At 74.0% G+C, this 20,801-nt stretch carries 14 protein-coding genes; 11 read left to right on the top strand and 3 right to left on the bottom strand.

From position 1 onward, the window contains the following. The first annotated feature begins 203 nt into the window (after positions 1-203). The 3 genes from ABR738_RS05840 to ABR738_RS05830 all read left to right on the top strand — a co-directional run bounded on the left by ABR738_RS05840 (position 204) and on the right by ABR738_RS05830 (position 5,675). A complete protein-coding gene (locus ABR738_RS05840; protein WP_350228896.1) occupies positions 204-3,962 on the top strand; it encodes an nSTAND1 domain-containing NTPase in 3,759 nt (1,252 codons plus the stop codon). Between the two features lie 189 nt (positions 3,963-4,151). After that, a complete protein-coding gene (locus ABR738_RS05835; protein ID WP_350228895.1) occupies positions 4,152-5,033 on the top strand; it encodes a C40 family peptidase in 882 nt (293 codons plus the stop codon). 255 nt (positions 5,034-5,288) lie between these two features. Then, positions 5,289-5,675, top strand: a complete 387-nt coding sequence (locus tag ABR738_RS05830) for a hypothetical protein (protein ID WP_350228894.1) — start codon at positions 5,289-5,291, stop codon at positions 5,673-5,675. Positions 5,676-5,810: 135 nt separating this feature from the next. Here the strand turns inward: ABR738_RS05830 and ABR738_RS05825 are convergent, their stop codons facing one another. Further along, on the bottom strand, positions 5,811-6,806 hold the full coding sequence (locus tag ABR738_RS05825) for a trypsin-like serine peptidase (protein ID WP_350228893.1): 996 nt from the start codon (positions 6,804-6,806) through the stop codon (positions 5,811-5,813). 208 nt (positions 6,807-7,014) lie between these two features. Between ABR738_RS05825 and ABR738_RS05820 the strand changes: the two genes are divergently transcribed. The 3 genes from ABR738_RS05820 to ABR738_RS05810 all read left to right on the top strand — a co-directional run bounded on the left by ABR738_RS05820 (position 7,015) and on the right by ABR738_RS05810 (position 9,667). Further along, positions 7,015-8,052, top strand: a complete 1,038-nt coding sequence (locus ABR738_RS05820; protein WP_350228892.1) for a PHP domain-containing protein — start codon at positions 7,015-7,017, stop codon at positions 8,050-8,052. A gap of 291 nt (positions 8,053-8,343) precedes the next feature. Beyond that, positions 8,344-8,790: a lamin tail domain-containing protein gene (locus ABR738_RS05815; RefSeq protein ID WP_350228891.1), complete on the top strand. Its 447-nt coding sequence runs from the start codon at positions 8,344-8,346 to the stop codon at positions 8,788-8,790. A gap of 175 nt (positions 8,791-8,965) precedes the next feature. Continuing rightward, on the top strand, positions 8,966-9,667 hold the full coding sequence (locus ABR738_RS05810) for a ribonuclease H family protein (protein ID WP_350228890.1): 702 nt from the start codon (positions 8,966-8,968) through the stop codon (positions 9,665-9,667). Positions 9,668-9,740: 73 nt separating this feature from the next. Here ABR738_RS05810 and ABR738_RS05805 read toward each other — a convergent pair whose 3' ends face one another. Both ABR738_RS05805 and ABR738_RS05800 read right to left on the bottom strand, forming a co-directional pair. Continuing rightward, the gene (locus tag ABR738_RS05805) at positions 9,741-10,373 is read right to left on the bottom strand and encodes a hypothetical protein (protein WP_350228889.1); all 633 of its coding nucleotides are present in this window, start codon (positions 10,371-10,373) and stop codon (positions 9,741-9,743) included. A gap of 168 nt (positions 10,374-10,541) precedes the next feature. Beyond that, positions 10,542-11,681, bottom strand: coding sequence for a glutamate--cysteine ligase (locus ABR738_RS05800; protein ID WP_350228888.1), 1,140 nt, complete (start codon positions 11,679-11,681; stop codon positions 10,542-10,544). Positions 11,682-12,015: 334 nt separating this feature from the next. Here ABR738_RS05800 and ABR738_RS05795 point away from each other — a divergent pair, with 334 nt between their 5' ends. The 5 genes from ABR738_RS05795 (at position 12,016) to ABR738_RS05775 (ending at position 20,786) form a co-directional block, all read left to right on the top strand. Beyond that, positions 12,016-12,474 carry a DUF6299 family protein gene (locus tag ABR738_RS05795; RefSeq protein WP_350228887.1) on the top strand — a complete coding sequence of 153 codons (459 nt, stop codon included), beginning with the start codon at positions 12,016-12,018 and terminating at the stop codon, positions 12,472-12,474. A 346-nt stretch (positions 12,475-12,820) separates the two neighbouring features. Beyond that, entirely contained in the window at positions 12,821-14,152 is a 1,332-nt protein-coding gene (locus tag ABR738_RS05790) for an MFS transporter (RefSeq protein WP_350228886.1), read from the top strand. A 93-nt stretch (positions 14,153-14,245) separates the two neighbouring features. Then, positions 14,246-15,538, top strand: coding sequence for a condensation domain-containing protein (locus ABR738_RS05785; protein ID WP_350228885.1), 1,293 nt, complete (start codon positions 14,246-14,248; stop codon positions 15,536-15,538). Positions 15,539-15,702: 164 nt separating this feature from the next. Further along, positions 15,703-18,897: a non-ribosomal peptide synthetase gene (locus tag ABR738_RS05780; protein ID WP_350228884.1), complete on the top strand. Its 3,195-nt coding sequence runs from the start codon at positions 15,703-15,705 to the stop codon at positions 18,895-18,897. Continuing rightward, positions 18,897-20,786 carry an amino acid adenylation domain-containing protein gene (locus tag ABR738_RS05775; protein WP_350228883.1) on the top strand — a complete coding sequence of 630 codons (1,890 nt, stop codon included), beginning with the start codon at positions 18,897-18,899 and terminating at the stop codon, positions 20,784-20,786. Before ABR738_RS05780 ends, ABR738_RS05775 begins: the two co-directional genes overlap by 1 nt. Positions 20,787-20,801: the final 15 nt, after the last annotated feature.

Genomic DNA, 20,801 nt, shown 5'->3' with positions numbered 1-20,801 from the left:
GTCCGAACTCCCCCACTCGACGGCGGAGATGGCAGATCGCGCCGAAAGGTTGCTTCCCGGGTGCCTCTCCTCGCCGGGCCCGACCGGAGGCCCGTGCCGTCCAACACCGCCCGAACGCGGGCACATTGATGACCGTAAGTGGACCAAGTTCGCCTTTTTCAGGCGTACGCCCCGTCCGTCACGGAAAGGTAGATGCCGTGCCAATGGACGACGAAACGGCCGGCCCCTTCGCGGCGGAGCTGCGGCGGCTGCGAGGCCTGCGCAAGGTGTCCCTCACCGGGCTCGCCCGCTCGATCCACTACAGCAAGGGGTACCTCAGCAAGATCGAGAACGGCAGCAAGCCACCCACACTCGACGTGGCCCGCCGCTGCGACGACGTACTGGAGGCGCGCGGCGCGCTCGTACGCCTGCTGCCCGCCGCGGCGACCGTCCCCGAGGCCCGCACCGCGCACGCCCCCGCCGACGCGACCGCCCCCTGCCCCTACCGCGGTCTCGCCGCCTACGGGCCCCAGGACGCCGAATGGTTCTACGGACGCGAGAGCGCGACCGCCGAACTGACCGGCAGGCTCGCCGAACGCATGGGCCAGGGTGTGCTCGCGGTGGTCGCCCCATCGGGCGCGGGCAAGTCCTCGCTCCTCCAGGCCGGACTGCTGCCCGCACTGCGCCGGGGCGCACTGCCCACGCCCGGCTCCGGCCAGTGGCCCGTCGTCGTGTGCACACCGACCGCCCACCCGCTCAAGGAACTTCTGCGCTGCGCGGCGGACGTCCTCGCGGCGGCCGGCGCGCAGATCACCCCCGAGACGCTGGCCCGTCGGCCCCGGGCGCTGCTCGACGCATCGGCGGCCCACGGCCGGCCGCCCGGCCTCGTCCTGGTCGTCGACCAGTTCGAGGAGACCTTCACCCTGTGCGAGAGCGAGCGGGAACGCCGCGACTTCGTGGCCGTGCTCCACGCCCTGGCCACCGCCGGGCCCCACGACGGCGCACCCGGCCACGCCGCCGTCGTGATCGGCCTGCGCGCCGACTTCTGCGGACACTGCCTCGACCACCCGCGCCTCGTGGAGGTCTTCACCCACGGCCTGTTCGCGCTCGGCCCGATGTCCGGCGCCCAGCTGCGCCAGGCCATCACGGGACCCGCCGAACGAGCCGGACTCAGCCTCGAACCCGGCCTGACGCACCTGCTGTTGAGGGACCTCGGCGCCGACGCCGCCGCCTCGATCGGCTCGCTCCCCCTGCTCGCGCACGCCCTGTTCGTCACCTGGCAGCAGCGCACGAGCCGGACCCTGACGGTGGCCGGCTACGAGACGACCGGCGGCATCCACGGAGCGGTCGCCCGCACCGCCGAGTCGGTGTACGGACGCCTCGACCACGCCGAACAGGTGATGGCCCGCCAGCTCCTGGTGCGCCTGGTCCATGTGGCCGACGACACCGCACAGACCCGCCTGCCCGTCGAACGCGCCGCGCTCATGCGGCAGTTGAGCGATCCGGCATCCGGCGCGCGTGCCGTCGACGCCTTCGTACGCGCCCGGCTCCTCACCGCCGGCAGCGAAACGGTGGAGATCACCCACGAAGCACTCGTGCGTGCCTGGCCACGGCTGCGCGGCTGGATCGACGCCGACCGCGCGGGCCTGGTGCTGCGCCAGCAGGTCTGCGACGCGGCGAACCAGTGGGCCAAGGCCGGCCGCGACCCGTCCCTGCTCTACCGCGGCACCCGGCTCGCCGCCGTGCGCGAACGCGCGCGCGAGGCCCAGGGAAGCGGCCAACTGGGGCCGGTGGAAAGGGAGTTCCTGGCGGCGTGCGCGGCGGAGGAGAAGCGCGAAGAGCGCCAGGCGCGGCGCCAGACCCAGGTGCGCCGCGCCCTGCTCGCGACCCTCGCCGGACTCCTCGCCATCGCGGTGGCGGCCGGATCCCTCGCCTTCCAGCAGCGCAGACGCGCCCTCGACCAGAGCCGCACCGCCCAGTCGCAGGCCCTGGCCGTACGGTCGGGAACCCTGGCCGCCGGGCAGCCCGAAGCCTCCATGCTGCTTGCCGCCGACGCCTACCGCACCGGCCACACCCCGCAGGCACGCGGCGCCCTGCTCAGCACCCAGGCGCAGTACTTCGACGGACGGCTGCGCGGACACGCGGGCCCGGTCAACTCGGTGGCGTTCAGCCCCGACGGCAGGACGCTCGCGTCGGCGAGCTCGGACGCCGCCGTGCGCCTGTGGGACACCACGAGCCACCGGATGACCGCGACCCTCGGCGGCCACACCGGAGCCGTGACCGCCGTCGCCTACAGCGCCGACGGCACGCGCCTTGCGACGGCCGGCGCCGACGGCACCGTACGGTTCTGGGACGCGGCCACCCACCGGATGACCGCCACCCTGCGCGGACACCAGGGCGCCGTCCGCTCCGTGGCGTTCAGCCCGGACGGCCACACCCTGGCGTCCGGCGGCACGGACCGCACCGTACGCCTGTGGAACGTGCCCGACGGCACCGCGCGAACCGTCCTGACCGGCCACGACGACGCGGTGATGGCGGTCGCCTACAGCCCCGACGGGCACAGCGTGGCCTCGGCCTCCATGGACCGCACCGTACGGCTGTGGGACGTGACGGGCAGTCAGCACACCCAGGTCCTCACCGGGCACAGCGACCAAGTGCTCGGCGTGGCCTTCAGCCCGGACGGCCACACCCTGGCGACCGGAGGCGCGGACCGCACCGTACGACTGTGGGACCTGCCCCAGGGCACCACCCGGGCCGTCCTGACCGGACACAGCGACGACGTGAACGCCGTCGCCTTCACCCGTAGCGGCGACACCGTCATCAGCGCGAGCGGCGACGGCACCGTGAAGCTGTGGGACGCCGTGAACCACCGCGTGGTCGCCACCCTGTCCGGCCACACCGACTACGTCCTCGCCGTGGCCGCGGGCCCCGACGAACACCTCGCGACAGGTGGATTCGACCAGTCCGTCGTGCTGTGGGACCCGGGCCGCTCGGCGCTCACCGCCCGGCCCTTCACCGAGGCGTGGCAGTCGGCGTTCTCACCCGACGCCACCTTGCTCGCCTCCGCCCAGGCCGACCGCACCGTACGGCTGTGGGACGTGGCACGCCACCGGCTGCGCGCCACCCTCACCGGACACGACGGCTCGGTGTTCGCGGTGGCGTTCTCGCCCGACGGCAAGCTGCTCGCGTCGGCGGGCGCCGACCGCACGGTCAGACTCTGGGAAGCGGCGACGGGCCGCCTGGACGCGGCCCTCACCGGACACGACGGCTCGGTGTTCGCGGTGGCGTTCTCGCCCGACGGCAAGCTGCTCGCCTCCGCGAGCGCCGACCGCACCGCCACCCTGTGGAACGTCGCCACCCGCCGCCCCTACGCCACGCTCGGCGGACACGAGGACTTCGTCAACGCGGTCGCGTTCAGCCCCGACGGGCGCACGGTGGCCACCGCGAGCGACGACTTGACGGTCCGGCTGTGGGACGTGCGCGACCCCGGCCACGGCCCCCGGTCGGTGCTGCGCGGGCACACCGGTTCGGTGCGCTCCGTCGCGTTCGCCCCCGACGGGCGCACCCTCGCCAGCGGCGCCAACGACGGGACCGTACGCCTGTGGGACCTCGCGGGCCACGCCAAGGCCCGCACCCTCGCCGGTCACAGCGGCTCGGTGCGCGCGGTCGCCTTCAGCCCCGACGGCCGGACGCTCGCGTCCAGCGGCAGCGACCAGAGCGTCCGCCTGTGGGACCCCGTCCGCGCCCGGCACCTCGCCACCCTCAGCGGACACACCGGCGCCGTGTGGGGCGTCACCTTCGACCCCGCCCTGCCCGGGACACTGGCCAGCAGCAGCAACGACGGCACCGTCAGACTGTGGAACACCGACGTGCCCCGCCAACAGGCCCAGGTGTGCCGCCTGTTGGCCGACACGGGCCCGGAAAGCTGGGCCCATCTGCTGCCCGACGTGCCCTTCCGTCCGCTGTGCCCGGCCCCCAAGTGACCCGCGGGCCCAGCCGTTTCCCAGGTGTTTCCCGTTTCCCGGCACTACGGGAGACGGCCTCCTCCTCGACAACGCCCCCGGCCACGGCCCAGTCTCGAACCACCGCCGCAGGTGATCCCGTCCGGCACGGGGGCATCCCGCCGCCCCGGGCACCGATCCGGCACGCATCCGACGAAACGGGGAAACGACATGCGCCACCACACCCTTGCCAGAACCCGCCGCGCCATCGCCACCGCCGGCCTCCTGACGGCCTGCGCCATCGTGCCGACCGCCCCTGCCGCCACCGCCGCGCCCCACCCGGAGGCAGCGACCCGGGCGGCGGCCGGCGGCTGCGACGTGCTCGCACCGGGCGCCTCCGCCGCCGCCGAGGCCGCGGTGCGGGCGGCCTGCTCACAGCTCGGTCTCTGGTACACGTGGGGCGGCGGCCACGGGCCGCAGCCCGGCGCCACCTACGGCCAGGTGGACCCCACCGACCCCGCCAGCGACCACGACCCGGAGCGCCTGGGATTCGACTGCTCGGGTCTGGTGCGCTACGCCTACGCCCAGGCCACCGGCCAGGACATCCTGGCCGGCACCGCCAACAGCCAGTACCACTCCCCGCACGTGACGGCCCGTTTCGGGGCGGGCCAGGGCACCGGGCCGCTGCTGCCGGGCGACCTGATGGCCTGGGGCGGCGCCAACTCCATCCATCACATCGCGGTCTACCTGGGCGCGGGCAAGATGGTCGAGGCCCGCCAGTCGGGGACCCATGTGATGGTCAGCGACGTACGGCTCGGCGGCGACTACAACGGCGCGGTACGCATCGGCGGCGACCCGGGCCAGAGCGGGAACTTCTCCACCTGGGGCACCGATGTGTGGACGCACACCCAGCCCGCCACGACCAGCGCCCGCGTCAACAAGTTCGCGGGCCCCACCCGCGTGAAGGTCGGCTGCCAGAAGCACGCCCAGCTCGTCGAGGCCGACGGCTACCGCAACGACGCGTGGTCCTACCTGCCCGACTACAACGCCTGGATCACCAACATCTACATCCAGGGCCCTGCCTGGCTCGACGGCGTCCCCACCTGCGCCTGACCACCCGGCGCACCACCCCGCGCCGGTTGGCACCAGCCGGCGCCGGTTGGCACCAGTCGGCTCCGACACCTGCGCCAGACACTCGAGGCCCCACACCCAACACCCAACACCCGGCGCCCAACGCCCCACACCCAACGCCCGGCGCCCGGCGCCCGACAAAAACTGACATCCGACACCTGACATCTGACAGCCAACATCTGACAGCCAACATCTGGCATCCGATGTCTGGCATCCGACATCCGCGAGGAGTTCGCAATGAACGCACGCAAGAAGGTCGCCCTGTTCCTCTCCGCCACCGCCCTGACGGCCGGTCTCGCCACCGCCGGGCTTCCGGCGGCCGCCGCCGCGCCGGCCAGGGCCGCCAAGCCCGCGGCCGAGTGCGGGGTCCGCTCCGACGGCCGGCTCTACTGCGGCAACGCGGTCGGCGCGAAGGGCTACGCCGACCGCTCCTACCGCTCGGCGACCCGAGGCACCCTGACCACCGGGTTCAACTGGTTCGCGTGCTGGGGTCACGGCGACCCGCACCAGGGCGGCAACGACATCTGGTACTGGACGCAGTTGGACAACGGCGCCTGGGGCAACGTCCCCGCCGTCAGCGTGAAGACCGGCCAGGACCCCGCCCCCGGCCTGCGCGAGTGCTGATCGCCCCGGCGCCGTGACCCGCGCCCCGCAACCCCGGGCCGTCCGTCGAATCCCCCGACGGGCGGCCCGGTCATGCAGTCCTCCCCCCAACCCAACAAGCCTTGCGCAAGGGCGAGTTGATGTGGCGTCAGGTACTCAAGGGGCAGGGCGGGCGGATTGGGTCCCGACCCCCTGCGCCTGCTCGAAGAGCGCGGTGACTCCCGCGTCGAAGCGCGCGGTGTAGGAGACGTCGGAAAGGAAACCGCCGCCGTGCTCGGCGCCGCCGAGCACCCCGACCACGATGCCGTCGCCCTCCTGCGCCGAGATCACCCACGGGCTGCCCGACACCCCGCTGGAGAATCCCGCGCAGCGCGCCTGCCGGAAGGCGCCGTAGGCGGGCGCGGAGTCCACCGTGCAGACGTGCTGGCCCGGCCGGTTGTGCGGGTGGCCGATCAGCGTGACCCGGCCGAGGTCGGCCGACAGTTCCTCCGGGTGCGGCGGCACATGGAAGGCCGGACCCACCGCCTCCTGGACGCTCCTTCCCCCCACCCGCGCCACCCGCACGAAGGCCCAGTCGTAGGGCCAGTGCTCGGCCCCCTGGCGCGCCCTGGTGAACCGGGGGTCGGCCAGCGCCGCGACCACCGGCCACCTGCCCAGCGGAGCGACGCCGTCGTGGTGGCCCGGCACGAAGACGGCGCCGTCCAATGGCAGGCAGTGCGCCGCCGTCACCAGCAGGTCGCCGTTCGCGCTGTCCACCACGGCGGCCGTGCACGTCCTTCGTCCGCCGGGCCACTCGAAGACCCCCACCACGGGATACGAGCACGACGGCACCAGATCGTGGGGCTCGGGCCGGCGGCGCGTCGCGGCACAGTCCCTCGGCACCGCGGGGTGGACGCGGCGGTAGTCCGCGGTGCCGGCCGCGGTACGGGCGGGCGGGCCGGTGTGGGCGGCAGAGCCGGCGTGAGGCTGCGTGGCAGCGCGCGCCGAGGCGTCCGGCGCGGGAGTGGACACGGCCGGCTCGGTGGGTGGCGCGGCGGGGGAGAGGCGCGGAATCGTCCAGGGCCCGGCCAGCAGCGTGATGACGGCCGCCGAGAGGACCGCGCCACCCGCCCACACCCTCCGGGGCCCGGCCCGCCGCCCATCTTTTCGCATGACCACTCTGGCGAGGCTAGGGCCCGCCTTCGGTGGCGGCCGCGCCGACACGGCGGCCGGGCGCACGCGCAACCGGAACGGACCGCGCCTGCCCCGCGCGGCTGCGGTCGGGCCGGGCCTGAGGGAAGCTGGGAGGGCGGGGCCCGGCAGGGGCGCGCGCCGATCCCGTCCGCACAGGCGCCCACGCGGCGCCGCCCCGGAGGTGTCCATGGATCCCGTGTCGGCCCTGAAGCGGATCGCCTTCCTGCTCGAACGCAAGCGGGAGGCCACCTACCGCGTCCGTGCCTTCCGTACCGCGGCCGACGCAGTCCAGGAGCTGGGGCCGGACGAACTCGCCGCGCGCGCCGCGGTGGGCGGACAGCTGGAGGCGGTCAAGGGGATCGGCCCGAAGACCGCGCGTGTGGTGCGCCAGGCGCTGGCGGGCGAGGTGCCGGGCTACCTCCAGCGCCTTGAGGCGGAGCTCGAGGCGGCGGCGCCGCTCGCCGTGGGCGGCGAGCGGCTGCGTGCCGCGCTGCGCGGTGACTGCCATCTGCACTCCGACTGGTCCGACGGCGGCAGCCCCATCGAGGACATGGGCCGCGCCGCCGCCGAACTGGGTCACGAGTGGGCCGTACTCACCGACCACTCGCCCCGGCTCACCGTCGCGAACGGCCTGAGCGCCGAGCGGCTGCGCCGCCAGCTGGACGTGGTGGCCGCGCTCAACGCGCGCTGGGCACCGTTCAGGCTGCTCACCGGCATCGAGTGCGACATCCTCGACGACGGTTCGCTCGACCAGGAGGACGAACTCCTCGACCAGCTGGACGTCGTGGTGGTCTCGGTCCACTCCAAGCTCCGCATGGACGCGGACGCGATGACGCGGCGCCTGGTGGCCGCCGTGAGCAACCCGCTCGCGGACGTCCTGGGACACTGCACCGGGCGTCTGGTGACCGGCCGTGGGCGGCCGGAGTCCCAGTTCGACGCCGACGCGGTGTTCGCCGCGTGCGCCGACGCGGGGACCGCCGTCGAGATCAACAGCCGGCCCGAACGCCTCGACCCACCGCGCCGGCTGCTGACCCGCGCGGTCGAGGCGGGCGTGCTGTTCTCCATCGACACCGATGCGCACGCCCCCGGACAGCTCGACTGGCAGATCTACGGCTGCGCCCGGGCCGAGGAGTGCGGCGTCCCGCAGGAACGGGTCGTCACCGCCTGGCCCCTGGAGGACCTGCTGTCCTGGACGCGCGACCGCGACCTCCCGGCCCCCGGCTGAGCGTCCCCGGCGCCCACCGCCCTAACCCTCGCCTCTGGCAGCCTCCCTGGCATCTCAGTCTGTGCGGGCCCTGTGCGGTGGGCTCGCCGGGGCGGGCGTACGCGGGGGCGTGTGTGCCGGGGAAGCTGACGGTGTGTCGATGTCCGCGTTCTGTTACGCGTTGAACTATCCGTCTCTTCCGGTTCCGACGGGGTCCACAGTGTGGATGTCCGGCCGTCACACGACCCGGACCGACACACCGTCCGGGCGGGCAAGCGGCACGCTGCTGACCGCCCTGAACTGGGGGTTTCCATGTTCGCACGCTCAATATCCCGCACCCTCGCCGTCCTGGCCACGGGCGCGGCCCTGGCCGCCGTGACCGCGCTGCCCACCGCGGCCGCCGCCGCGCCGCGCTCGCCGGTCACCTTCGGCGCGATCCAGTACGACAGCCCCGGCAAGGACGACGGCTCGCAGCGCAGCCTCAACGCCGAGTGGGTCACCGTCACCAACACCGGCCGCGCCTCCGTCAGCCTGCGGGGGTGGACGCTCACCGACCGCCAGCACCACGCCTACACCTTCGGTGGCTTCACACTCGCCGGCCGCGCCTCCGTACGTGTCCACACCGGCATCGGCCACAACGTACGGACCGACGTGTACCAGAACCGCCGCTCCTACGTGTGGGACAACGGTGGCGACACCGCCACCCTGCGCGACAACCGAGGCCACGTCGTCGCCACCAAGTCCTGGGGCCGCCGCTGACCGGCACACGCGCCAAGTGACGGGCGCGTAGCGGCAGATGGCGACGGCAGGCACCAGGGGGAGGGGAGTGCCGGCCGTCGCCCTCGCGTGCCGGGCCGGCGCCCGTGCCCCGTCATGTGAGCGCGGGCGCGGGCGGGACTTCGGGTGCGGGGCAGGTGGGTGGGATGATGGCGCGATGTCTGAACGTGTTGTTGTCGCCGCATGTGATGGGGCGTCCAAGGGCAACCCCGGCCCCGCCGGCTGGGGCTGGGTGATCGCCGATGAGCAGGGGCGGCCGGAGCGCTGGGGAGCGGGGCCGCTCGGCACCGCCACCAACAACGTGGGCGAGCTCACCGCGCTCGAACAGTTGCTGGAGGCCGTCGACGCGGGCACCCGGATGCAGGTGCGGATGGACTCCCAGTACGCCATGAAGGCGGTCACCCAGTGGCTGCCGGGATGGAAGCGCAACGGCTGGAAGACCTCGGCGGGCAAGCCGGTCGCCAACCGTGAACTCGTCGAGCGCATCGACGAGTTGCTGACCGAGCGGGATGTGGAGTTCGTCCATGTGCCCGCGCACCAGGTCGGCGGTGACCCGCTGAACGCCGTCGCGGACCAGGCCGCGAGCGACGCGGCCGCCTCGCAGCGGGCCGCCGGGACAGCCCTCGGTGACCAGGAGCCGCCCGTACCGGCGCCGGCCAGGGCCACCGCGACGCGCGCCAGGCCCGCCACCGCGCGCAAGCAGGCCGGCAAGGCGCGCCCGGCCTCGTCGGGGACGCCGCGCACCATCAAGGCGAAGTTCCCCGGCCGCTGCCCCTGCGGCAAGCCGTATGCGGCCGGCACTCCCATCATGAAGCGCGAAGAGGGCTGGGGTCACCCGGACTGCAGCCCTGTGGCGTGAGGCACGGGGCTGCCATGTCACCTCTCCGGTCGGTGAGCGCGAATGTGCCGGACGCACCGGCACCTCGCACCGGTCAGCTGGTGGCCGCGGGGGTGACCGCGTCCGCCTCCTTCTTGACGTCGGCGTCGGCGGCGGGGGCGGACGCGCCGGCGGCGGTGGCGTCGGGCGCCGTGTAGAACACGGAGCGGTTCTGCCGGGTGCGCTGCGCCTCGCCCTTGGCCACGAGGTTTTCGAGGGTGTTGCGCACCACGGTGCCGGCGATGGTGCGGCCCGGGTGTGCCTCGGTGAGGGCGGCCGTGATCTCGGCGGCCGAGCGCGGCTCGCCGGTCCGGGTGAGGTGGGCCGCGACGAGGTCGCGCAGCGTGGTGGTCGCGCCGGCCGCCTTCGTCCTGGCGGCGGTCCTGCCCTGCTTCTTGACGGACTTGGTGGCGCGGGCGGCGGACTTCGGCGCGGTGCGGGCCTGCGGCACCTTCGGCGTGGGCGCCGACGCGGCCTTCTTGGACTTCTTGCGGGACGTGGGCGCCGCCGTGCCGCCGATCGCCTGGCGCATGGACGCGAGCAGGGCGTGGTTGTTCTCCAGGGTGCTCAACTGTTCCTGGAGCGCGCTGATCTGGGCGGCGATCTGTTCGCGTTCGGCGACGTTGCTGTCGAGGTCGCTCTGGATCTGGGCGGCGTACTGGGACTGGAGCGTGGTGCTGTCCGGCACGGGGGGTACCTCCGAGATGTGTGCGTACGTGATTGCTGCCGGATGTTACGCGTCTCCACTGTGTGCGGCACCCACTTCACACCAGATGAGACCGCTCAGGTGCGTACGCCCGCATGGACCCATGGCCATGACACCCCATCGAGTGATGTATCACCCCGCCCGTGAGGGTCACGTCCGCTCGGGTGCCGGGTACCTCGGTTCGCGCTCACCCAGGGTGCGGCGCACGCAACCCGCGACCACACCGCTGAGGCTTCCGGTGCGGGCGAACAGGGCGCGCTGGAGGCGGGCGCCATTGCCGCGGGCGAGCAGATCCGCCGTCGCCCGGCGGGCCCAGGCGAGGTCGCCGGTGTCCTCAAGTGCCTCCCGGACATGGTCGAGCAGCGCGTACACAACGACGGGCGCGGGGCGCGCCAGCATGGTCAGCGGGTGCAGCAGCTCGCCGTCGAGCCCCGAGCGCGCCCCCTGCCAGGCGGCGAGCCGCAGCAGGTTCACCCCGTGTCCCAGCGGTCCGCGTCCTTCCTTCCAGTCACGTGCGGCGGTGTCCACCAACGCACGTGACAGACACGCGACGAGCCGGGTGGTGGTGGCCTCGAGACAGACATCCGCGACGCGTATCTCCACGGTGGGATAGCGGTGGGAGAGCCGGGCGTCGAAGTAGATCATGCCTCTGTCACGTACCACCCCACTGGTCACCATGGCATCGACCTGGGCGTGGTAGCGCTCGGCGGAACCGAAGACGGGGGTGGGTCCCGACATGGGCCACCGGCCCCACACCCGGCTGCGGTAACTGCTGTACAAGGTGTCCCTGCCGTGCCAGTACGGTGAGTTCCCGCTCAGTGCGGTCAGGACGGGCAACCACGGCTGGATCCGGTCCACGACCGCGACGCCCTCGTCGTCCGATGCCACCGACACATGCACATGGCATCCGCAGGTGAGCTGTTCCTGGGTGGTGAGACCGAACTGCTGCTCCATCCATTGGTAGCGGACGCCGGCGTTGACGGCGGGCCGGACGGGCAGCACAGAGGTGGCAAGCGCGACGACCGAGGCTCCCGCCTCGCGTGCGTGGCGGGCCACCGCGCGGCGCCGGCGCACCACCTCGGCGCCGAGCGCGTCCATGTCGGTGTGCGGCCGCGTGCCGAACTCCAGCTGCTGTCCTTGCAGTTCACGGGCGAACGGGTGCGGCGGCGCCTCGCTCTCCTCGTCGCCCCACTTGGCAAGTCGGGCCAGCACCTCCGACGCCAGGGCACACGGCACTCCGGTGTCCGGGTCGACCAGGAGCAGTTCCTCTTCCACGCCCACGGTGCGCAAATTGACGCTCCCATCGTGTCCTGTGGCCCCCGGCGAACGGCCCGCGAAATCGGCCGGAGAACCAGCATGCCCGCCCGGTGGCGCGTGCGGTCGCCGGTGCGGGGGCCCTCTTTCGGTCATGCGTGGGCGGCCCCTCGCGCCTGGGTCCCAGCGGTGCCCCGGCGCATCCCCCGTCCCGCGAGGCACTGCGGTGACTCCGGCGGACACGCCGCCGACCGGGGGGAATCCCCGGGTGGCGGACCGCTGGGCGGTATTGCTTGGCGCGAGTGCGGGTGTGGACTGCGCCACCCCGGCACCTTCCACCGGAACGCAGGGACACAGGAGTGATCTGCCAATGCGCGTACGTCTTGTCACCGCCGGGGCCGTCGCCGCCGCCGGCGCCCTTCTCGCCGTGGCCCCGAGCCCGGCCGTCGCCGCCTCGGACCCCGCGGCCTCTTCGGACACCGTGACCGCCAACGCGACCGGGACGGTCGCCAAGGACGGCACAGTCACCCTCTCGGGCACCTACCGTTGCTCGTCACCCGCGAACGGGCGTCCGGTCGTCGTGTCGAGCTCGGTGGTGAAGGGCTCCGTGCAGTACGGCATCGGCGGGACGGTGGCCACGTGCGACGGCGCCACGCACACGTGGACCAACCACGGAAGGATGGCCCTGGGCCAGACGGCGAAACCGCAGGCGACCGAGGTCGTGGCGACGCTCGCGCGGCTGGACCGGGGCATCGGGTTCCTGCCGCTTGTGCCCTACATCCTCGCCACCGACCGGCACAGCCTCGACCTCGGGGCGGCCCAGGCCTGAAGGGGCGCCCGGGCCTGAAGGGGCGCCCGGGCCTGAAGGGGCGCCCGGGCGGGCGCCGCCACCCCCGACGTGTGAGCGGGGATCTGGTTCCTTCCGCAAGTGTGGGGGCGGTGAGTTTCGGACATACCTGCATTCAAGGGGTGTGAGGGCCTGCCGCCCCCGGGAATCGCTCGCCCCGCCGGGCGAGAAGTCCTCTGCCTTCGTGCCTCAACGCCTGCGATTCATGCGGCCGTTGCCCGGATCTGGCCTACGATTTTCTTGATCGAGAGTCAGAATGGCCCAAGAAACGACCGAAACTGTCCCGTTTCTTTTGACTACTGATCGGTACGCGGTGAAGGTCTCGTGCATGTCCCCTTCGTCCCGGGCCGCTCCCCACGGTCTGCTCCGCATGCGCGATTTCCGCTTCCTGCTCGCCGGAGCCGCGGCCGGGCAGGCCGGTGCCCAAGTCACGCTGGTCGCCCTGCCCTTGGTGGCCGTGCTCGAACTCAAGGCACCCGCCTTCCAGGTGGGACTGCTCACCGCCGCCGAGACCGCCGCGTTCCTGCTCATCGGGCTGCCGGCGGGCGCTTGGGTCGACCGGATGCGCAAGCTGTCGTTGATGATCCGCGCCGACGTGGTCCGCTGCCTGGCCATGGCGAGCGTCCCGCTCGCCGCCGCGGCGGGCGTGCTGAGCATGGCGCAGTTGTACGTCGTCGCCCTGGTCACCGGGGTGGCGACCGTCTTCTTCGACGTGGCCCACCAGAGCTATCTGCCCCAACTCCTGCCCAGGGAGCAGCTGGTGGCAGGAAACGGCGCGCTCGAGACGGTGCGGTCCTCGGCGCAGGTGGCAGGGCCCGGTCTCGGCGGCGGACTCGTCCAGCTCGTGGGGGCGCACCTGGCGATCGTCGCCGACGCCATCGGCTACGCCCTCTCCGCCGTGTTCCTGCTGGCCATCCGCAGGCCCGAGGCCAAGCCCGAGGCGGTGCCCGGGGCGTCCTTGCGCAAGGAGGTCGCCGAGGGCCTGCGCTTCGTGCTCGGCCACCCGCTGCTGCGCGTCATCGCGGGCACGACGGGGCTCGGCAATTTCTTCACGGCCGTCCTCATGGCCACCCAGACCATCTTCCTGGTCCGTGTCCTCGGTCTCCAGCCGGCCGCCGTCGGTGTGATGCTCTCGGCGTCGGCCGTCGGCGGACTCGCCGGGGCGCTGAGCGCGGGCCGGCTCGCCGCCCGCTTCGGCCAGGCCCGTCTGATCTGGCTGTCGGCCCTGGTCAGCGGACCCTTCGCCTTGCTGTGGCCGCTGTCGGGCAAGGGCGCGGGGGCGGCCCTGTTCGCGCTCGGCTCGGCGGTGGTCTTCTTCGGCGCCGTCGTCTACAACGTCGCGCAGGTGAGCTTCCGTCAGACCCTGTGCCCGCCGCGCCTGCTGGGGCGGATGAACGCGACCCTGCGCTTCGTCATGTGGGGCACGCTGCCGCTGGGCGCGCTCGTCGGCGGCGCCGTGGCCGACGCGTTCGGCGCCCGCGCGGCCCTGTGGATCTGCGCGGCCGGCTTCCTCGTCGTACCGCTGCCCCTGCTGCTCTCGCCGCTGCGCCGGATGCGCGACCTTCCCGCGCCCGCCCACGCCGTGGACGACGACGCGCGGGACACCGCCCCCGGCCAGGACGTCACCCCCGGTCAGGACGAGAGCGTCCCCGTCGCCTGACCGCGAGTCTCCATGTCAACTCGCCTCGCTCAGACGCCAGTTGACCTCCGCACCGCCCGTCCATCAGAGTCCCCGACCCCGAGAGAGGACCACGTGCTCCCCAGCATCACGGGCCAGTACCTCGCCCGCTACCAGCGCCTCGACGCGAGTGAGGCGGCCGCGGGACTGCTGCCCGCCACCGGGGCCCAGCGGCGCTTCCTGCTCGTGCGCTCCCTGGACCCGGCCGGCCGCGCCGACATCGTGCCGATGTTCTTCGCCTTCCCGCGCGGCACCGTCGACGGGCCCAGGCTGCGCGCCGCCGCCGGCCACCTCGCCGCCCGCCACCCCGCCCTGCGCTCGGGGGCCGGCGTCGTACGGGGCACACCCGTGCTGCGGCCCGGGCCCGCGGACATACCCATGGAGCACGTCACCCCCGCGCCCGGCGAGGACGCGCGGGACGCGCTGCGCCGCACGCTGGCCGCCTGGACCACCCAGGGCCCGCCGCTGCGCCTGTACTTGGCCGCCGACGGCCCGCACGCGGACGAGGAACTGCTGGCCGTGGTCCTGGACCACACCGCGTGCGACGGCCAGTCCCTGGCCCGCGTCGTGGCGGAACTCGGCGCCGCCTACCGCGACCGCCTGGGCCCCCAGGACCTCGCGCCTTCGGACGCGGCCGCCGAACTCGCCGCCTACAAGGACGCCGTCCTGCGCCAGCTCGACGCCGAGGACCGCGCCGCCTCCCCGCGCGCCCTGGCCTACTGGGGCGAGCGGCTGCGCCCGGCCCGTGAGCGGGCCCCGCTGCCGGGAACGCGCCGCCTGAGCGGCGGGCTGCCCACGGGCGCCGCCGCCTCGAAGCTGCCCTCACCCGAAGGGGGCGTGCCCTTCCCCGCGCTGCTCGACGCGTGCCGGGCGGCGGCCGCGACCCTGTACGGAGCCGGCTCGGTCGCGCCCATCGGATACCCCTGGGGCGGCCGCCCGGCCGGCGCCGAACCCGTCCTCGGCTGCTTCCTGAACACCGTGGTCTTCCCCGCCGACACCCATGCCACCCCGGCGCCCGAGGTGACCGAGACGCAGTGGTGGGACGACCTGGACCGGGCCGACACGCCCTTCGACGAAGTGGTGCGGGCGGCGCGGGCCGGCGGCTCCGCCTGGTCGGGCCGGCTCGACGGGCTGCTCACCGTGGACGACGCCGCCCACCGCGCGCCCCTGCGGCTCGGCGGGACGGCGGGACGCGAGATCCACATCGACGGCCGCCAGGTCCGCGCCCCCTTCGCCGTCTCCGCCACCCAAGGACCCGAACTCGACCTCCGCATGGTCTGGGACCGCACGGTCCTGGACGACGCCGCCGCCGAGGACGCGTTCGCGGCGCTGTGCGCGGCCCTGCCCGCCGACGCCCCCGTCCACTGACCCCGAACCCCGGACGCGACACATCCCGCTCCACACGAGCGCGTACGTCCTGACCAGCCCTGGCATCCGGGCGGCCGCGCGATCCGCGGACCGGCCGGCGCACCGCCGCGCGGGCGCACCACCGCGTCCCGCGCCACCCGACCCGACAACCCAAGGGATCGCCCATGCTCCCCCTCTCCTCCTCGCAGGAGATCGTCTGGCTGCACGAGCAAGTGCAGCCGGGCAGCCGCGCCTACAACTTCACCGCCTCGCTCGACCTGTGGGGCACCCTCGACGTCGACGCGCTGCGCAGCGGTCTCGCGGCCACCCTCGCCCGCCACCCCGGCCTGCGCCTGGAACTCGTGCCCGTGCCGGGCGCGATGCCCGGCCAGCGCGTCGCCGACGTCTGCCTGCCCCGGCTGCGCACCGTGGACATCACCTGGGAGGCCGACCCCGAGGCCGCCTTCGAGAAGCTGCTGCGCACCGAGGCGGAGACCCCCCTCGACACCTTCGACGCGCCCCTGCTGCGCTGGACCCTGGTCAAGCTCGCCGACGACCAGCACCGGCTCATCCACGTCGAGCACCATCTCATCCACGACGGCCACTCGTTCGCCATCCTCCTGAACGACGTCTTCAGCGTCTACAGCGCCCAAGTGCGGGGCGAGGCGATCGAGTTGCCCGAGGCCAGCTCGTACGCCGACCATGTGCGCGCCCGGGCCGGCGACATCCGCGCCGAGGAGCTGAGCGCCAGCCTCGCGTACTGGTCGACCACCCTGCGCGACGCCTCGTACGACATGCCGCTGCCCGGCCTCGCCCGGCCCGGCGCGCGGCGGCGCCACCACGGCGGCCAGCTGCGCCAGTCGATCGGCGCCGACCTCGGGGAGCGGCTGCGCGCCCACACCCGCGAACGCGGCCTCACCCCCTTCGCCACCCTGCTCGGGCTCTTCGCCGAACTCCTTCGCCGCCACAGCGGACGCAGCCAGATGGTGGTGGGGACCGCCGTCGGCAACCGCCCGCGCGGCTACGAGGACGCGGTGGGCATGTTCGTCAACACCATCCCGCTGCGGCTCGACCTCGACCCCGGCGCGAGCGCCGAGGACACCATGGACGAGGTGACCGACACCCTCATCCGGGCGCTCCCGCACCAGGAGGTGCCGGTCCAGGAACTGACCCGGGCCCTCGGCCTGCACACATCGGGCGCGGACAACCCGCTGTTCAGCGTGATGTTCAGCGCCCACGACGCGCCGCTGCCCGAACTCGACGTGCCCGGCCTGGAGATCACCCTGTTCGAGGGGTTCAACACCGGCACCACCCGCTTCGACCTCGACGTGGTGCTGCTGCCCGACGACCGGCGCGGGGTGAGCCTGCGCCACGGCGCGCCCGGCATGACGCTGGTGTGGGACTACGACGCCGACCTCTTCGGCGAGGACGTGGCCAAGCTGCTCGCCGAGCGCTTCCTTGACCTGCTGCGCGCCTACCTCGACGCGCCCTCCACCGCGCTCGCCGACCTCGCGCTCCCCGCCACGCCCCAAGAGGCGGCGCCCAGGGTGCCCGTGACGGGGGAGGGCGACCCGCTCGACCCGGCCGCCGCCCAGGACCCCGCGCTGCCCGCCCTCCTGATCGGGGCCCGCAGAATCACCTACGGCGAACTCGACGCCCAGGTCACCTCGCTCGCCGCACGGATGCGCACGGCGGGCGTCACCGCAGGACAGCCCGTCGCCGCGGTGCTGCCGCGCGGCGCCGACTCCGTGGTGGCGCTGCTGGCCTGCCTGCGCACCGGCGCGGTGTACTGCCCGCTGTCGCCGTCCGACCCGCCGGCCCGTCTTGAGCTGCTGCTCGACCGGCTCGCGCCCGCGCTCGTCCTCACCGCCCCGGGCGCCTCGGTGTCCGTGCCCGACGGCCTGCCGAGCGCGAGCCTCGACGCTCCGGTCCTGCCGTCCGCCCGCGCGGCGGACGTCGTGGCCGGCGCGGCGTACATCATCCACACGTCCGGTTCGACCGGCATACCCAAGGCCGTCGCGGTCGGCCGGGACGCGCTGGTCAACCATCTGACCGGGGCCGCGCGGCGGTTCGAACTCGCGGCCGGCGACCGGGTGCTCCTGTTCGCCCAGCCGTCCTTCGACGTCGCCCTCGAAGAGGTGCTGCCCTCGCTGTACGCGGGCGCGTGTCTGGTCGTGCCCGAGCAGGAGGTGCCGACCGGCGGCGAACTCGCGCGGCTGCTCGCCGCCGCCCGCGTCACCGTGGCCAACCTGCCCACCAGTTACTTCCTCGCCACCCGCCAGGACCTGCTCGCGGTGCTCACCGAGGGCCGCTGGGCGCCGCGCCTGATCGTCCTCGGTGGTGAGCGCATCCCGGCCGACGTGATGCGCGCCTTCTTCGCCGACACCGATGCCCACGCCGAGGCGGGCCCCGCCTTCAGCGTGCTCAACGTCTACGGCGTGACCGAGGCGGCCATCAGCTCCACCGTGTACGAGATCACCCGCGACAGCCTGGCCGAGGGGGCGGAGATCCCGCTCGGGGCCGAGCTGCCCGGCGAGCAAATCCACGTCCTGGACGAGGCGCTGCGGCCGCTGCCCACCGGCGCTGTCGGTGAACTGGCCATAGCGGGAGTTGGACTTGCCGAGGGTTACGTCGGCAACGCCGAGGCCACCGGGGCCCGCTTCGTCACCGTCGACGCCCTCGGCGGCGAACGCGTCTACCTCACCGGCGACCTCGGCTACCGGGGCGAGGACGGGCTGCTGCGCTTCCTCGGCCGCCGCGACAACCAGATCAAGCTGCGCGGCTACCGCATCGAACTCGAAGAGGTCGAGGCCGCCGCGTCGGCCGCGCTCGGCGGCCGCTCCTGCGCCGTCGTCCTGGACCGCGACAACGCCGGCGGCCCCCGCCTCGTCGCCTTCCGCGAGCGCGCCGACGAGGTCGAGGAGTGGGACGAGCAGGCGCTGCACACCGAGCTGAGCCGCCGCCTGCCGGGCGCCCTGGTGCCCGCCCGCTGGGTGCTGCTCGACGCCATGCCGACCCTGGCCGGCGGCAAGCCGAACCGGGTGGCGCTGGCCCGGCTCGCGGCCGAGTCCGCGCCCGAGGCGCCCGCCGAGGAAGCGGCCCCGATGACGGATCCCGCCGCGTCCAACGACCCGGCCGTCGTGCTGCTCGCCGAGGGCTGGCGCGAAGTGCTCGGACACGACCGCTTCGAGGAGAGCTCACACTTCTTCCGCGTGGGCGGCCACTCGCTGCTCGCCGCGCAGCTCGCGGCCTGGCTGGAACCCCGGCTCGGCGAGCGCCCCTCGCTGCGGCTGCTCTTCCAGCACCCGGTCCTCGCCGACCAGGCCCGCGCTCTCGCCGCCACCCCCGCCCCCGCCCTCGCCACGCCGAAGGAGTCGTGATGACCCAGCAGTTGACGGACCATCAGGTGCAGGCCACCTCCGGCGCCGCCCCGAGCATCCTGCGCGGCGCCCCCCTCGCCGGCTCCACCGGAGTCCTGGCGCGCTACGAGGAGTGGGTACGCCGCTCGCCCGGCGCCCCCGCGGTGATCGACGGCGAGCACCGCTGGACCTACGCCCAGCTCGACGAGGCGGCCGACGCGGTCGCGAAGGCCCTGACCGGGCGCGTGCGCCCCGGAGACGTCGTCGGCGTCTGCCTGGACCGCTCGGCCGCACTCGTGGTCACCGCGATCGCGCTGGCCCGCATCGGCGCGGTGTATCTGCCGCTCGGCCCCCGCCCCGGCGAGCGCCGGATCGCCGCGGTCACCGAGGACATCGGCGTTGTCTGCCTCATCGGCGACCCCGAGGTCCTGACGACCCATCACCAGGCGTCCGAGCACGTTGAGTTGCCGGTGTCCGGTGCGGGCGCCAACGCCGCCGCGAGTGTGGTGGCCGCCTTCACCTCGGCCGCGCCCGGCGCGCGCACCGCGCCGCCCGAGGCCCTGTACGCCGTACTGACCTCCGGCTCCACCGGCCGCCCCAAGGCGGTGACGGTCGCCGAGCCCGCCCTGGCCGCGCTCCTTGACTGGTACCGCGAGGAGACCGGGCTCGCTCCGGGCGGGCGCCAGTCGCTGCTGATCGGTGTCGCCTTCGATCCCCATCTGCTGGAGCTGTGGTCCGGTCTGACCTGCGGCGCGGCCCTCATACCCGCGCCCGACGAGGTCCGCTGGGACCCGGCCGCGCTCACCGACTGGTGGCGCGCGGCGCAGGTGACGGCGTGTGTCGCGGCCACCCCCATGATCGAACCGCTCCTCGACCGCCCCTGGCCGCAGGACCTGAAGCTCCGTCACCTCATGGTCGGCGGCGACCGCATGCGCCGGCGCCCCGGGCCCGATGTGACCGCCACCGTCCACAACGCCTACGGCCCCGCCGAAGCGACCGTGGTCACCACCACCCACGCCATGCGGGCCACCGACCCCGACGCGGACACCGACGCCGCGCCGCCCATCGGCACCCCGATAGCGGGGGCGACCGTCGTCGTCACCGACTCCGAGGGCACCGTCCTGGCGCGCGGTGAGGAGGGCGAACTGCGCATCGGGGGAAGCTGTCTGGCCCTTGGCTATCTGGACCCCGAGCTCACCGCCCGCCGCTTCACCGCCCCGCCGGCCGAACTCGCCGACCTGGACCGCGTGTACCGCACCGGCGACCGTGTGCGCATGCTGGAGGACGGCCGTCTTGTCTTCCTCGGCCGCCTCGACGACCAGGTCAAGATCAGCGGCGTGCGGATCGAACCGGCCGAGGTCGAGGCCGCGTTCGAGCAGGACGCCGCCGTCCGCACCGCCGTGGTCACCGCGCCGCGCGACGCCGAGGGCCGCGCCCGGCTCGTCGCCCACATCCTTCCCGTGCCCGGCGCGGCGCTTGCCGCTGACGACCTCCTCGCCGGCGTCCGGGCCTGGCTGCCCGAGCAGGCCGTGCCCTCCACGGTGCGCATGGTGGACGCCTTCCCCCTCGACGCCAACGGCAAGGTGGACCGCGCGGCCCTCCTGAAGCAGGCCGAACAGGCACCCGCGGCGGCCGCAGCCGAGGCCGCCGTGCCCCAGGACGCGACCGACGACGAACGGCTCGTGCTCGCCACCGTCCGCGACCTGCTCGGCCGCCCCGAGACCACCCTTGAGGACAACTTCACCGGCGCGGGCGGCACCTCCCTGCTCGCGGCCCGCCTCCTCGAAGCCCTGGAGAAGGCGACCCAAGTACGCCTGCGCGCGACGGAGTTGCTGCGCCAGCCCGATCTGCGGGCCATCGCCGCCGTACTCGACAAGCGCCGCACGGCGGCGCGCACCCCGGGGTCCTGACGTGAGGACCCCGGG

The organism is Streptomyces sp. Edi4, from assembly GCF_040253615.1.
Classification (GTDB): domain Bacteria; phylum Actinomycetota; class Actinomycetes; order Streptomycetales; family Streptomycetaceae; genus Streptomyces.
The sequence above is the reverse complement of the archived record's forward strand: the minus strand, read 5'-3'. Positions and strand labels throughout refer to the sequence as shown.